This is a genomic window from Plectonema cf. radiosum LEGE 06105 (assembly GCF_015207665.1).
GTDB lineage: Bacteria > Cyanobacteriota > Cyanobacteriia > Cyanobacteriales > Nostocaceae > Rivularia > Rivularia radiosa_A.
Genome location: NZ_JADEWL010000081.1, coordinates 14,974 through 31,218, shown reverse-complemented (window position 1 = coordinate 31,218; position 16,245 = coordinate 14,974). Strand labels below are relative to the sequence as shown.

General features: G+C 42.2%; 8 protein-coding genes. 3 read left to right on the top strand and 5 right to left on the bottom strand.

Features of this window, described 5'->3' with window-relative positions; all coding sequences use genetic code 11:
- Positions 1–93: 93 nt before the first annotated feature.
- The 5 genes from IQ247_RS20630 to rpsT form a co-directional block, all read right to left on the bottom strand.
- Positions 94–4,239 (bottom strand): DNA-directed RNA polymerase subunit beta'', encoded by a 4,146-nt coding sequence (locus IQ247_RS20630; RefSeq protein ID WP_193922999.1) that lies wholly within the window; start codon positions 4,237–4,239, stop codon positions 94–96.
- 317 nt (positions 4,240–4,556) lie between these two features.
- Positions 4,557–6,434 carry a DNA-directed RNA polymerase subunit gamma gene (locus IQ247_RS20625; protein WP_193922998.1) on the bottom strand — a complete coding sequence of 626 codons (1,878 nt, stop codon included), beginning with the start codon at positions 6,432–6,434 and terminating at the stop codon, positions 4,557–4,559.
- A gap of 166 nt (positions 6,435–6,600) precedes the next feature.
- Complete coding sequence (gene rpoB, locus IQ247_RS20620) at positions 6,601–9,900, bottom strand: DNA-directed RNA polymerase subunit beta (protein WP_193922996.1); 3,300 nt, start codon at positions 9,898–9,900, stop codon at positions 6,601–6,603.
- Between the two features lie 758 nt (positions 9,901–10,658).
- Positions 10,659–11,444, bottom strand: a complete 786-nt coding sequence (locus IQ247_RS20610; protein ID WP_193922994.1) for a TatD family hydrolase — start codon at positions 11,442–11,444, stop codon at positions 10,659–10,661.
- 91 nt (positions 11,445–11,535) lie between these two features.
- Entirely contained in the window at positions 11,536–11,838 is a 303-nt protein-coding gene (rpsT, locus tag IQ247_RS20605) for a 30S ribosomal protein S20 (RefSeq protein ID WP_193922992.1), read from the bottom strand.
- 426 nt (positions 11,839–12,264) lie between these two features.
- Between rpsT and IQ247_RS20600 the strand changes: the two genes are divergently transcribed.
- From IQ247_RS20600 to IQ247_RS20590, 3 genes are all read left to right on the top strand, one after another.
- Positions 12,265–13,968, top strand: coding sequence for a serine/threonine-protein kinase (locus IQ247_RS20600; protein ID WP_193922991.1), 1,704 nt, complete (start codon positions 12,265–12,267; stop codon positions 13,966–13,968).
- Positions 13,969–14,175: 207 nt separating this feature from the next.
- On the top strand, positions 14,176–15,840 hold the full coding sequence (locus tag IQ247_RS20595) for a serine/threonine-protein kinase (RefSeq protein WP_228059910.1): 1,665 nt from the start codon (positions 14,176–14,178) through the stop codon (positions 15,838–15,840).
- Between the two features lie 144 nt (positions 15,841–15,984).
- Positions 15,985–16,239, top strand: coding sequence for a DUF4212 domain-containing protein (locus IQ247_RS20590; RefSeq protein ID WP_193922990.1), 255 nt, complete (start codon positions 15,985–15,987; stop codon positions 16,237–16,239).
- Positions 16,240–16,245: the final 6 nt, after the last annotated feature.

Below are 16,245 nucleotides of genomic sequence, written 5' to 3'. Positions count from 1 at the left end.
AATAAGGACTGTTAACTAACTCCTCACTCCTCACTCCTAACTCCTCACTCCTAACTCCTCACTCCTCACTCCTAACTCCTCACTCCTCACTGCTTAATCGTCCGAATCCATGAAGTCATCGTCGTCTTCGTCTTCATCTTCGTCTTCAAATTCTCCTAAAAGACCATCGTCATCAAAATCATCGTCATCATTGTCATTATCAACTTCCATCGGTGTTAATCCCTTAATATCTTCATCCACATTTACCCCTAGGTTATCGCTCATCAAATCGTTATCATCATCTAAAATTGATCGCGATGTACTCCTTAACCCAAATCCTTCTGGTGCTATGGTTGGTGAATCCAAATTGTAATTACGGGCTGTCCTATCGTCTAGAACCATGTCCAAGGGGTCATCGACTTCATCGAGTATACCGCCGCTCATTTCGTTCGTATAGTCATCAACTATACCCATTTCTTCATAAGCGTTGAATCCTGTACCCGCCGGAATCAATCGACCGATAATTACGTTTTCTTTCAAACCCCGCAACCAGTCGGATTTACCTTCAATTGCTGCTTCGGTTAACACGCGAGTGGTTTCTTGGAATGAAGCCGCTGAGATGAAGCTATCGGTGTTTAATGATGCTTTTGTTATCCCTAATAATACTGGAGTATATTGGGCTTTGGCTCCCCCGGTAATCGACATGGCTTCGTTGACTTGTTCTACTTGTCGCAGTTCAATCAATTCCCCAGGCAGCATTGTAGTATCCCCGCCATCATCCAATCGCACTTTGGAAGTCATCTGCCGCACAATTACTTCGATGTGTTTGTCGGAAATCTCAATACCTTGGGATTGATACACCGATTGCACTTCGTTCACCAAGAAGGTCTGCACTTTTTGCAACGCCAGACTGGTACAAGCATACACTCCCTCATCGGAACCTTGATTAAAAAATACTTCCAAGATTTCATGAGGATTAGAAGGACCATCTGTCAAAGGCTGACCAGTAGTCACCGTCTGTCCTTCGGAAACTACCATGTTTTGTCCCGGTCCGAGGGGATAATCGGTGACTACTCCTCCAGCTTCCAACACCTTAATTGCGATCGCCTCATCACCGTCACCGTAAACTGGTTTAACTTCCCCGGCTCGACGAGCTAACATACATCCTTCTTTGGGTTTACGAGCTTCTAGTAGTTCTTCGATTCGAGGTAAACCTTGAATGATATCCCCAGTTTTTGCTCGTTCAAATACCAACAACACCAAGTTATCACCGCGCTGCACCAAATCCGTATCCTCAACTTGCAGCACCGCTCCCGGACTAACCCGATAAGGACGACCCATCCGCAAAGTCACGTAGTAAGGGGACTGTCCACTGTCAACAGTCAACTGTCCACTGTCAACAGTCAACTGTTCCTGAAGGGCATTACCAACATCAACTACTTGTCCCGATTGTTCTGCGAACACACCCGGAGCAATTTCTGCACCCTCTACCAGCAAATCGCCGACTTTACAGGTGGGAGGTTGATTAAGGTTAATTGTAAACATATCGGCACTGCGTAATATCAAGCAGCGACGGGGTGCGTCGGTGCCTACCTTCACGCCGCCGATGACACCTCCTTCTTTACACAAAATTTGTGTCCGTGCTACTACAGCACCAGGTTCTATAGTTAACCCATCTTCTACTTCTAAGTTGGTCTTGGTACTACCTTGAGTAGCATCAGCCGCAATATCACGACGAATCACCAAGGATTCCAATATCACCAATTGCAAGCGCTGAATTTCTGGGTCGTTCTCATCGGGAATTAATTCGATGTCCGCAGCCAAGGGAGAAGTATTGTGTTCTTCTCCTTCTTGTCCAATCTCCAATACCAACTGCGTCCGCAACAGTTCTACCGATTCTACTGACTTGATGCGTTCGGAGTCTTTGTAAGATATTCTTTGGACTGCTTTTAACTGAATCGAACGTCCACCTTCTTCGTTGGCGGAAGTGGTAGAAGGTACGTCAGGATTAGTCGGTACAGGAAATTCCACTACCGGACGGCTCAACACTGCCGGCCCTTCTGGTGTTTCTACATACTCGATGTAACGCAGTTCGGTAAAGGTTGTACCTAAAAACTCTTCCCCAGCCTGAATAAAAGTACCATCTTTACTCATTACAGATGCAGGGTCATCGACCATCAGCAGTTCTCCTGGTTTAACCACCACTTCCCGCAAGATGTCGTTTTTCTGGGTCACTTCCACCACACCACTGTTCTGACAAAAGATATCTTTGACGACTTCATCCCCAGCATTGACAAATTGACCATCTTCTACTATTAACAAAGAAATGTCTTTGTTAACTTCGTGGGTTTCTTCGGGTATCCATAACAGGGTACCTCCCTGCACCACTTCATAACCTTGCTTGGCTTTACCTTTCTTCTGTACTTCTACCCCAGAGAATTTTAACAATCCCCCAGTGTTGGTACGATAACGGTCGTCAATTAATTCTGCTACTACCTGAGAATTCTGCACCTTGGTGCCGGGAGTTGCTCGCAAGTTAAATACTTGGTTGTTTGCAGTACTAATTAAATAGTTGTTACGACCTTGAGAACTCTGCACCGTTACCGCTGCTCGGTCTAACACAATCGACGCAGTAATAATCTCAATCTCGCGGGTACTTTTACCCGGAGTCTCCGACGGTAGCCGCACTCCACCACCATGAATCGAGGTCAACTTAGTTTCAGCAATTACACCATTTGCGCTAATGCGATCGCCATTTTTAACTACCAATTCTGCACCGGGAGGTAAATTATATACTTCTCCGGAGAAAATCCAAATCAAACCGCCCCTGACCGCCGTCGTCGTCGTATTACCTTGACGGTCGGTTTTTTGTTCTGCCACCACATCGGCAAATCTGACCTCTCCGGCAATATCAGAAGCAACATCTTTTACGGCTTTCTCAGTATTAATTCGAGTTGTTCTGGCTCCCAAAGCAACTTCTGCCAACAGTTGACCCTGCTTGATTTTAGCACCGTTGGTGACGTACAAAGTTGAACCTTTGGTAATGCTAATTTCCATCGCCGCAGCTTTGGGACTGCCTTGGGGTTCCAAAGTCATCATCCCGCTGGTCTCCACAAACAAAGCTTCCTCACCGTGACGGGTGCGGAAAGGTCTGGTGCGGAATTTACCTTTGAAGCGTACCGTACCATCAGCTTTAGCTCGTACTTGTTGCGCCACTTCCCCAGTGAATACACCACCAGTGTGGAAAGTACGCATGGTTAATTGGGTTCCGGGTTCACCGATACTTTGGGCAGCAATAATACCTACAGCTTCTCCCAAATCGACCATTTTGGCATGAGCCAAACTCCAACCATAGCACTGCTGACAAACACTACGAGCAGCTTCGCAAGTCAAAGGAGAACGAACATTAACGAATTCTACCCCCGACGCTTCAATCACATCAGCCAAATCCTCATCAATCGGCGTATTGCGAACAGCGATGACTTCACCAGTTTGGGGATGGACAATATCTTCATTCACAGTTCTCCCCAACAACCGATTGCTTAGAGGAATCAAGATTTTATCACCTTCCTTCATCGGTGAAACATTGATACCCCGCAATGTACCGCAATCAGTTTCCCGGATAATTACATCCTGGGAAACATCCACCAAACGTCTGGTTAAGTAACCACTATCCGCCGTCCGCAAAGCTGTATCCACCAATCCCTTCCGCGCACCGTAAGAAGAAATAATGTATTCAGTAACAGTTAGTCCTTCGCGGAAGTTAGTTTTAATTGGTAAATCGATGATTTCCCCTTGGGGGTCAGCCATCAGTCCCCGCATTCCCACCAACTGACGTACCTGGGAAATATTACCCCGTGCGCCGGAAAACGCCATCATGTATACCGAGTTGAGGGGGTCTTTACTTTTAAAATAAGTTACCACCTCATCTTTGAGAGCTTCCGAAGTTCCGTTCCAAGTATCAATTACCTTCTGGAAACGTTCTACCTCCGTAATTTCACCACGCTGATAACGTTTTTCAGTTGCCCGAATTTCTTCTTCCGCAGCTTCTAGGAGCGATCGCTTGGAAGGAGGCACCATTAAATCATCAACGCTGATAGAAACCCCGGCTCTGGTAGCGTAGCGGAAACCTAATTCCTTTAACTTATCCGCCATTACCGCCGTTCGTGCTGTCCCGAAATGGGTAAAGCCCCAGGAGATTAGCTTTCTTAGTTGTTTCTTGTCAACCACACGGTTGCGAAAAATTATGTTTTCGTTCATTTGTAAATAGTAAATAGTAGGTAATGGTTAATGGGTAATGGGTAATAGGTAATGGGTAATGGGTAATGGGTAAATAAGAATTAATAACTCATTATTTTTAACTAAGTAGTCGTGCAAAATTAATTAGACATTCCGAAGAATTGAGAACCTTGCGATAAACCGCACCCTCCGGGTGATGAACCGCTAACGTTCCAAGTCCTACGGACACAGCGTTTATGCAGTATAGGGAAGCTAACGCTTCGGACAATACACAATTAATTTTGCGTAGGTACTTATATATTTCAATTATCAATTACCAATTACCAATTACCAATTTCCTAACTTGCCAAAGCTTCCTGAATTGCAACGTTGTAAATAACACGACCCGGTGTAGTGTATATGTACTGAGAAAGTAAATTTCCTGCGGCATCTTGTCTAACGCGACGGAATTTGTAATGCAAGGTACGAGTACCATCATCATTTTCCTTGACTTCTACGGGGTTTGTATCATCTACATCCTGCTCGACTTCGCCGTCATAGCGGACGTAAACGTAGGCGTGTAAGTCTACTTGTTTTTGTTCGTAAGCCATTACTACGTCATTTAAAGAAGCGTAATAGCCCCCAGCACCTTTGGTTGCTCTAGGATTTTCTGCCGTTAAATAATATGCTCCCAATACCATGTCTTGGCTGGGGGTAATAATCGGTTTACCTGTCGCTGGGGAAAGAATATTGTTGGAAGCGAGCATCAGCAATCTTGCTTCGGATTGCGATTCCAAAGATAAAGGTACGTGTACCGCCATTTGGTCGCCGTCAAAATCGGCGTTGAAGGCAGGACATACCAAAGGATGCAGTTGAATTGCTCTTCCTTCTACTAATACTGGTTCAAAAGCTTGAATACCCAAACGGTGCAAAGTCGGCGCACGGTTGAGCATCACAGGGTGTCCTTCGATGACTTCTTCTAAAACATCCCAAACTTGGGGGTCGGCTCTAGCTATTAACTTCTTCGCGGCTTTGATATTATTCACCATACCGCTTCTAATCAACCGATTAATTACAAAAGGCTGAAATAATTCGATTGCCATTTCCCTAGGCAAACCGCACTGGTGAATCTGAAGTTTAGGTCCAACTACAATTACGCTTCTTCCGGAATAGTCAACCCGTTTACCCAACAAGTTTTGCCGGAAACGTCCTTGTTTACCTTCAATAATGTCGGACAATGATTTCAACGGACGGTTGTTAGCACCGACTACAGTACGTCCGCGACGACCGTTATCAATCAAAGCGTCTACTGCTTCTTGCAGCATTCGTTTTTCGTTACGGACGATAATTTCAGGAGCAAGAATTTCCTGCAATCTCGCCAAACGATTATTACGGTTAATTACGCGGCGATAAAGGTCGTTCAAATCGCTGGTGGCAAAGCGACCGCCATCGAGCTGCACCATCGGGCGCAAATCTGGAGGAATTACGGGAATCACAGTCATTACCATCCATTCGGGTTTGGAGCCGGTGGCGATAAAGTTATCTATAACCCGCAACCGCTTAATCAGCTTGGCTCGCTTTTGACCTTTGGCAACAAGAATTTCCTCTCGCAAGGTTTCAGCTTCTGGTTCTAAGTTAATATCCGCAAGCAGCCGCAGTAAAGCTTCCGCACCAATCCCTACTTCCACTCCTTCTAACTGGGAATCTTCGCTGTAAATTTGGTCTTCAATTTCCAGCCATTGGTCTTCTGTAAGCAATTGCTTGTAAGTTAATGACTCGGCATTACCGGGACTCAGCACTACATAGGAGTTGAAATAAACTATTTGTTCTACATCCCGCAAAGGCATATCCAGCAGGATGGAAATATAACTGGGAATCCCTTTGAGATACCAAACGTGAGCTACTGGGGCTGCCAGTTTAATATAACCCATGCGGTGGCGGCGTACTCTCGATTCGGTAACTTCTACACCGCAGCGCTCGCAGACAATACCTCTGTGACGGACTCTCTTATATTTACCGCAATGGCATTCCCAATCTTTCGCCGGACCGAAAATGCGTTCGCAAAAAAGCCCGTCCATCTCTGGCTTCAAAGTCCGGTAGTTTATTGTTTCCGGTTTTGTTACTTCACCAACTACCTGAGAATTAGGTAAAGTCCTTTCTCCCCATTGACGAATACGTTCTGGTGAAGCTAAGCCAATTTTTACGTAATCAAACTGATTATTTTGAGAATTTCTCATAGTAGAAAATTAAAAAAGGTTACAGGTCAAAGGTTACAGGTCAAAGGTTACAGGTCAAAGGTCAAAGGTTAGAGGTCATAGGTCACTGTTATTAAGTCCCCAAAGACATTTTTCTCCAGCCGCTCCTATTTATTACCTCTAACCTCTAACCTTTAACCTTTAACCTTTATTGCTCTTCTTGTATCGTCTCGCGGGTAAGAGATTCGTAAGTAGGACGAGGTGGTGTACGACGAGAGTTTTGGTCTGTCATCAGGTCTACTTCCACATCTAAGGAACTACCATCATTTTGAGTTTCTACTTTGTGGACGGCAATATCTAATCCCAAAGATTGCAACTCTCGCATCAATACTTTGAATGATTCTGGCGTTCCCGGACGAGGGATTGCTTTACCTTTAACAATGGCGTTAAGAGCTTCGTTACGTCCTTGCATATCGTCGGATTTGACGGTAAGCAATTCCTGCAACGTATAAGCAGCACCGAATGCTTCCAATGCCCATACTTCCATTTCTCCAAAACGCTGTCCGCCTTGCTGTGCTTTACCACCCAATGGCTGTTGGGTAACCAAGGAGTAAGGTCCGGTGGAACGAGCGTGAATTTTATCATCTACCAAGTGGACTAATTTGAGCATATAAGCTACGCCTATAGTCACTGGCCGGTCAAAAGGTTCCCCAGTACGACCGTCATAAACTTGAATTTTTCCGCAGTTATCTGGATTAAATACCCAGTCTTTTCCAGTTTCGTCTCTTGCTTCTTGCAGCTTGCCGTGAACGATTTGCCGCGATGATTCTTCACCATACATTTCATCGAATGGTGTAATCTTAAATCTGACTCCTAAAGTATGACCAGCCCAACCGAGCAAGCACTCGAATACTTGTCCTACATTCATTCGGCTGGGTACGCCCAAAGGGTTGAGTGCAATATCTATAGGAGAACCATCTGGCAAGTAAGGCATATCTTCTAAAGGTAATATTTGGGAAATAATCCCTTTATTGCCATGCCGTCCTGCCATTTTGTCGCCAACTTGAATTTTCCGCTTTTGGGCTACGTAAACTCGCACCACCATATTCGCCCCTGGCGGTAATTCGTCACCTTGCTCACGGGTAAATAGACGGACATCTACAACTCTTCCTTTTTCACCATTAGGTACTCGCAAAGAGTTATCTCTTACGTCTCTGGCTTTCTCACCGAAAATTGCTCGCAGTAATTTCTCTTCCGGTGGCTGGTCGGATTCACCCTTGGGAGTGACTTTACCTACCAAGATGTCTCCAGCTTCTACCCAAGCACCAATGCGGATAATTCCTTGTTCGTCTAAGTTTCGCAGCGCGTCTTCACCAACGTTGGGAATTTCTCTGGTAATCTCTTCGGGACCTAGCTTAGTTTGTCTTGCCTCAATTTCATACTTTTCAATGTGAATTGAAGTATAAATATCCTCTTGTACCAAACGTTCGCTAATTAGAATCGCATCTTCGTAGTTATAACCTTCCCAAGGCATATAAGCTACTACAATGTTTTGTCCTAATGCTAATTCGCCACCTTCGGTAGAAGAACCATCTGCAAGCACCTGTCCGGCAATTACTCTTTCTCCTATCCTCACCAAAGGCTTTTGACTTAAGCAGGTGTCTTGGTTGGAACGTTGGTATTTAGAAATTTTGTATTTTTCTTCTGGTGCGTCGGGTGCGGGACGAACACGAATTTCTGTGGCATCTACATAGGTAACGTCACCGTCGGTACGCGATACTATCACCATCCCGGAGTCTCTTGCAGCTTGCGCTTCTAAACCAGTTCCGACTAAAGGACGCTCTGGCTTGAGCAATGGCACCGCTTGCCGTTGCATATTCGACCCCATTAATGCCCGGTTCGCGTCGTCGTGTTCCAAAAATGGAATCAAACTTGTTGCCACCGAGACTATTTGTACCGGAGAAACTGCTACATAATCCACTTGTTCGGGAGTCGTAGTTGCCCAATCCTGACGATAACGTACTGGTACTTGAGTCCCAATAATGTAGCCATTTTCATCGAGGGGTGTGTCACCCGGAGCAACTCGCAAGTCGTCTTCCTCATCAGCAGTCATGTAGATTGCTGGCTTATCAAACATGACTTTTCCGTTTTCTACTGGACGAAAAGGTGTTTCTAAAAATCCATAGGGATTCACCTTCGCGTGAGTCGCTAAAGAACCAATTAATCCTGCATTCGGACCTTCTGGCGTTTCAATAGGACATATCCGTCCGTAGTGAGAAGGGTGAATGTCTCGTACCGCAAAACCGGCACGTTCACGAGTTAAACCACCAGGACCAAGTGCTGATAATCTACGCTTATGGGTCAATTCCGCTAACGGATTGGTTTGATCCATGAACTGAGACAACTGAGACGAACCAAAGAATTCTTTGATTGCTGCTACCAGAGGTTTAGGGTTAACTAAAGAAGCAGGAGTTAATGACTCGGCATCGGATACGGTCATACGTTCGCGGATTATCCGCTCCAAACGGTTTAGACCAACTCTCACCTGATTTTGCAGTAATTCGCCGACACTTCTAACTCGGCGATTTCCCAGGTGGTCAATGTCGTCAATATTACCAATGTCAAACTCTAGGTTGATTAAGTAATCTACCGCTGCCAAAATATCCGCAGATGTCAAAACCCTGACTGTATCTGGAGCTTGAAGGCGTAATTTCTTATTCAGCTTGTAGCGCCCTACGCGACCTAAATCGTAGCGTTTAGCGTCAAAAAATCGCGAATCTAAAAGCTGTTGCCCACCCAAAACTGTAGGTGGTTCGCCGGGACGCAATTTACGATACAATTCCATCAGGGCTTCTTCTTCTGAAAATTGCCCTTCTTTTTCGATGGTTTTTTGGAAATATTCCGGGTGACGTAAAGCATCGAAAATCTCGTTGTCGGTAAGTCCCAAGGCTTTCAACAACACTTGAGCCGACAGTTTGCGAGTTTTGTCAATTCTCACCCAAACCAAATCATTACGGTCTGTTTCAAATTTCAACCATGCTCCCCGGTTGGGAATTAAACTAGCAGAATAAGTCCGACGACCATTTTTATCGATTTCGGATTTGTAATAAACTCCTGGGGATCTAACTATCTGGTTGACAATTACCCGCTCTGCACCGTTAATAATAAATGTGCCGCGTTCGGTCATCAAAGGCAAGTCACCAATAAATACTTCTTGCTCTTTTATTTCCCCAGTCTCTTTATTGATCAACCGTGTCGGTACATACATTTGCACAGCATAGGTGCTGTCGCGCCGTTTTGATTCTTCTACACTGTATTTAGGTTCTTTAAGCTTGTAATTTTGTCCTAAAAAATGCAGTTCCAGTTTGCCGGTGTAATCTGTAATTGGACTAAAGGAATTAAGCTCTTCTACTAACCCTTCTTCTAAAAACCAGCGAAAACTAGAACGCTGAATTTCAATCAAGTCGGGCAACATGAAGCCCGGTTCTGTCATTGAGTCGTAATTCATGCTTTAATTCAAATCTATAAGGGGTTAAACTTTTATGGACTTGTAGAAAATTCCAATCCTACTGCTGTCGTAGTGAATTGAGTATGGATAAATTAATTAATTAAACCTGATGCATGGCATCTCTATAAAAAATTAATCCTCTCAAATCAGCAGGTAAAATCTGCCAAAATTTCATTAGTTGTTTGAGTTTGCTCGGTGATAACCTCGCTTTTCGCTTCAGAAGAAACTCTCTTGCTTTTCTCATTTCCCCTCCAAGATTGCGCTTTAATTCAAACAAGTAATTTATAAACTTCAATTTGCGATACCAACGAGCTTGCACTACGCGATCGCCATTATGCCAACAGTGCTTCTACTGTCATGTGATGATATCCTATTACTAAAGAAATTAATCGCTAGATTCTATGGTTTTTCTGGAACGGCTTCGCGAACAAGCAAATTATCGTCTCCAACTCCGAACCTTAAACAAAACAATTTTCTATAAATGAAATAATTTAGCTCCAATGGATCAGCTACGGGTAACTTTAACTAGTGATCACAGCGGCAATTATCGATTATAAATATCCGCCATATCTGAAAAATTGAATAAAAAATAGTAAATCACTATTTCAAGCATTTTTCCCAACTAGTTACTTTTGGGAGTAACTTCACCATTATCACTCAAGCAAACGCTGTTGGAGGGATTAATTTTATCATATTTATCCTCCTCCTAAAGGCAGATTTTTGATGATATCTACAGGTATTGACACCCAAGTGATTTTTTATAGCTTCAACCCAAATAAATCGCAGGCGTTTTTCGTGGTAGTTGCAGCAATTTCACACAGAGTTTCTCCCCGCAAACTCGCTACTTGTTCGGCTACGTAACGAACGTAGGATGGTTCGTTTCTTTTCTCCCCTCGTTTGGGAACCGGAGCTAAAAAAGGACAGTCAGTTTCAATTAAAAGCCGATCGCTTCTTACCATAGTGGCTGACTCCTTGATAGCATGGGCATTCTTGAAGGTAACAGTTCCGCTAAAGCTGACATAAAAGCCTAAGTCCAAAAACCATTGGGTTTCAACTGGCTTTCCACCCCAGCAATGCATAACTCCCCTCACCTTTTCTCCATAACGTTCAATACACTCTTGTAGCACTTGCTTTAACTCTAATGCTGCATCTCTACAGTGGATAATAACTGGCAAGTTAAGCCTTGCTGCTATTTCTAACTGCTTTACGAGTACCATACGTTGCTGCTCGTAATTATTGGCTTTATAAAAATCCAGCCCCATTTCCCCAATTGCTACTACTTTGTCTGAGGAACTAGCTGCCGATTCTATTTCATTGGCTGTTTGGGATGTCCATTTGTGGGCATCCAAAGGATGTAATCCCACTGCAAAGCTAATTTCGGGAAATCTATTAGCTAAAGCTTGGATGCCCGAAAATTCCGATGGCTCAACGCATGAATGTACTAGCCGCACTACACCCGCTTCTTGCCATCGAGAGCGAACCTCTTCCAAATCTGGCTGGAATTGGTCAAAATTAAGATGAACGTGGGTGTCAATCAACTGCATTGATTTTTTTGTCCTTGTTTTAAAGTCAGCAATTTACAAACAATTGCTGCTGACTTTGTGGGAAAAACTAGAAAAACTAACTATTTGCTACTCAGCCCTCTGCCGCTGTTTGTGTGAGCGCGCTGAGTCTTTTCGCTAATCGAGATTTTTTCCTCGCTCCATTATTCTCATGAAGAACGCCTCGCTTTACGGCTTTATCAATTTTGCTATAAGCAGCAGACATCTTCAGCAGTACTTCTTGCTTTAATTCAGGTGTTGGTTCGGCTACATAGGTATCCAACGCGGTGAAGTATTTCTTCATCAACGTTCTCAAAGCCGATTTGTAGGTTTTATTACGGATTCGATTGCGTTCTGCAACTAGAACGCGCTTGAGAGCAGATCTTGAATTCGCCACAGGTTTTAAGAAAACTATCTATATGTACGCACAATAATAGCCTTACTAATATAGCATCTGATTTGTCAATATGATGATGCTACAAAATAAAATTTAGAAAACTTGAGAAAATTATTCAGATTATTGTAACAGTTAAATCTGGACTTAGATATTTTACAGCATATTTAATTTTTATCAGGCACATTCGGACGGGCAGGGATGCTCGGTTCACCCGCAAGGGTGCGGCTTACAAACCAAGGGAAGAACATCTCTTAGCTTGTTCTCTCTATCCCACCCATTGCTTTACTTTATTAGTTAAATTATCAGCGATCGCCACAAAAAAATCACAAAAAAACACAAACCCTAACTTTAAACAGAAGCTTGACTGCGGAGAAACAGGTAAAATATATTACTAGTTATTTTTTTTTAATCACACTTATTTGTCAAATGCTGCTCAACAAGCGCTATCGAATAATTCGGAGTTTAGGAAGCGGTGGATTTGGAAAAACTTTTTTAGCCGAAGATACTCAAATACCTTCAACTCGTCGATGTGTAATTAAACAACTAAAACTAATTCAACATAATCCTCAAACTTATCAACTGGTACAGCAAAGATTTGCAAGAGAAGCGGCGATTTTGGAAGCTCTCGGTGACGGTAGTTCTCAGATTCCTAGTTTATATGCATATTTTCAGGAAGGGCAACAGTTTTACCTCGCTCAAGAGTATATTCAAGGACAAACTTTCAGCGAAATAGTGGCAACTTGCGGAAGCTTGAGTGAATTGAGGGTGCGAGAAATATTAGTCAGTTTACTCAAGCTACTTGAATACGTCCACAATCAAGGCATTGTTCACCGGGATATTAAACCAGAAAATATTATTATCCGCTCGTCAGATAATCAACCTGTTTTAATCGATTTTGGTGCGGTACGGGAAACAATGACCACACAAGTTAATTCTCAGGGAAATGTCACCAGTTCCATTGTAATCGGAACACCTGGATTTATGCCAATCGAACAAGCTGCGGGACGGGCTGTTTTTGCCAGCGACTTGTATAGTTTAGGATTGGTGGCAATTTATTTATTAACAGCAAAATTACCGCAAGAATTGCCCACAGATGTTCATAGTGGAGAAATTATTTGGTCTAATATTAATTCTCAAAATTCTGTGAGTTCTAATTTTGCAGCGGTTTTGGATAAAGCAACTCGCTCTCACCTCAGAGAACGTTTTTCTACTGCCAAAGAGATGCTCGACGCACTACAACCGCAGCCAACGATACAAATGATACAGTCAGCCCAAGAAATCGCCCAACCGACTACAGGGGGAAACTGGTTCAAATCGGTATTAATGGGTAGTGCGATCGGTGGATGTGTGTTATTAGCTTTTGTGTTCATCCAAGAAACACGTCAGTCACAACAAATTACATTTATAAAACCCGAACCGACAGCAGCAACTATAGAGCCTGTAAATACTCCGAGTAGCCAACCAACTTCAAATCCAACTATTACAAATTCGTTTTATTTTTTAGCAGATTCGGCTTTTCGAGAAATTAATAATGCTGATAATCAAATAACAAATTTAAAAAATGCTGGTTATCAGGAAGCTGGAAAATTTTGGTTACAAGATTATCCCAATTTATCGGGTAATCCATTTTATCAAGTTTATACGGCAAAATTTAGCAGTCGTACAGACTGTATTGAGTCGCTAAAAAATTATATTCCAGCTAATGAAAACGCTTATTGTGCTTTGGCAAGTCAAGATGCAAATGCATCACCAAATTATTTCTATGGTTCTCAGATAAAGAGTCCTAGAATAAATGCAAAGCCATCACCAAGTCAAACAGTTGTCGATTACTATACAACGATTAATAATCAAAATTATTCTAATAGTTGGAATCAACTTTCTGCAAAATTTCAACAAAATAAATCTAACAATAGTTACTCGGAATATGTAGATTGGTGGAATAAAGTGGAACGAGTAGTAGTTGAGGAAGCAAATACTTTATCAACTACTTCTAATACCGCAACAGTACAAGTAGAAATGAAATATTATCTAAAATCGGGGAGAGTTATTTCTGATGCTCAACGATTTGATCTTGTGTGGAATGCAGAACAACAAAATTGGAATTTTGATGATTCTAGTAAGTTAAATTAAGGCGTAATTTCAAACGGTTGAGCGGCTGTAGTAGCATCGGGTAACTTGATATGGTAATGGGTAATTGGTAATTAAATCCGTGTAATCTGTGGAATCATCAGTCAATCCGTGGTCATAAATCCCAACTTAACTCGCTGTTTATACAAGAAAGTGAGTAAAATATATGACTGTGTTCCTTTTGACTCACTAGCGCCCTTATTTATACAAATGCTGCTTAATAACCGCTATCGGATTATTCGGACTTTAGGAAGCGGCGGATTTGGAAAAACGTTCCTGGCAGAGGATACCCAAATGCCTTCGATTCGTCCTTGTGTAATTAAACAACTACGACCGATTAAAGATAATACCCAGGTTTATCAGTTGGTACAGCAGCGTTTTGGACGCGAAGCAGCGATTTTAGAAGAACTGGGTGATGGTAGCCCTCAGATTCCGCGATTGTATGCTTATTTCAGCGAACATGGGCAATTTTACTTAGTACAAGAGTATATTGAAGGAAAAACTTTAACCCAAATTTTGCAAGAAGTTGGTTTAATGGACGAAAATTCTGTCAAAGGAATTTTAATTGGTATTTTACCAGTTCTTGAGTATGTTCACTCTAAAGGTATTGTTCATCGAGATATAAAACCAGAAAATATTTTAATTAATGTTGACAATAAGCCTGTACTTATAGATTTTGGTGCAGTTAAAGAAAGTTTATCGACGGTATTAAATTCTTCAGGGAATGCCACAAAATCGATTGTGATTGGTACACCCGGATTTATGTCAACTGAACAATCCCTGGGAAGACCTATGTTTGCTAGCGATTTATATAGTTTGGGTTTAACTGCTATTTATCTGCTTACAGGTAAAATGCCGCAAGAATTAGCCACTGACCCCGCAACTGGTAAAATATTATGGCGGCATTATGCACCGAATGTTAAAGATGATTTTGCAAGTATTTTAGATAAAGCAATTGGGTTTCATGCTAGGGAGAGATTCAATAGTGCCAGCGTTATGCTGCAAGCTTTGCAAAGTGGTGTTTTAACCGTACCTTCAAGAGTTTCCCATATCGGGAATTCGGATACTCTCCCCCCCGGAATCACCTTAGCACCCCAAAGTTATTTAAGTACTATTTCTATTGCACCACCATCTTCAATTGTCTCTAGTAGCCAAGGGAACGGTAAAGGAATTCTTTTTGGTAGTTTGATTGCGGGTAGTTTAATCGGTGCATCAATCATCATTGGTTTTGCTTTATATAAACAACCCCAAGTAATCACAAAAGAACAAGAACTACAACCGACAACTTTACCTGAAAAAGCTTCAGAAAATTTAAATTTAAATTTAAATAATCAGCCAGAAAATACACCAACACCTAAGGTAGCTGCAACAGAAAAACCAAGTTTAACTCAACCAGTTGCTGTAGAGCCGAGTGTAAGTTCAGAAATAGAACCACCTCTAACAGTAGAAACTCCTCAAATAACTAATCCTAACCCTGAACCTCTAATTACCCCAGAAACTCCATTATCTCCTCCGATTGATTTTACATCGCCAACAGTCCAACAACCATCACCAGCACAAGCAGTAGAGAATTATTACTTAATAATTAATCAAGGTCAGTATAAAACAGCTTGGAATCAGTTATCTCCGGAATATAAAGATAACAAACGTTTTCATCCCAACGGTTATTTTTCTTATCTCAGTTGGTGGAAAGGCAAAGTTGAAAGTGTAAATATTGAGCAAGTAACTATTTTAGAAGCAAATCAAAATACAGCTACAGTCGATGCTTCATTAAACTATTTAATGAAAAATGGTCGTACTGTTCCTAGTACGGTACGCTTCTTTTTAGTATGGGATGCTCAAAATACTCGATGGGTAGTTAAAGATGCGAATTAAGATTAACTAATGCAACCAAATAAAAATAGTGGAAAGCTTTGCCAAATCTTTAACAATCATTAAAAATACTGTTGGTATCGTTACACACTTTCTCTATAAACCCGCTTTGCTGCTATGATTTTCATGCATTGATGATCATAAATCATGAATAACGAAAACCACCGCATTTATTGGCAGAAAAATACAGCTTTAATTCGCAATCTTTTAATAGTTTGGGCAATGGTATCCCTAGGATTTAGTATTTTGCTAGTGCAGCCTTTAAATACAATCCGTTTTTTTGGCGTACCTTTTGGCTTCTGGATGGCTCAGCAGGGTTCAATCTTGGTGTTTGTAGTGCTGATTTTTATTTACGCTGTGCAAATGGATAAGTTAGACCGCAAATATAATATTAAAAGGTAGGGAAAC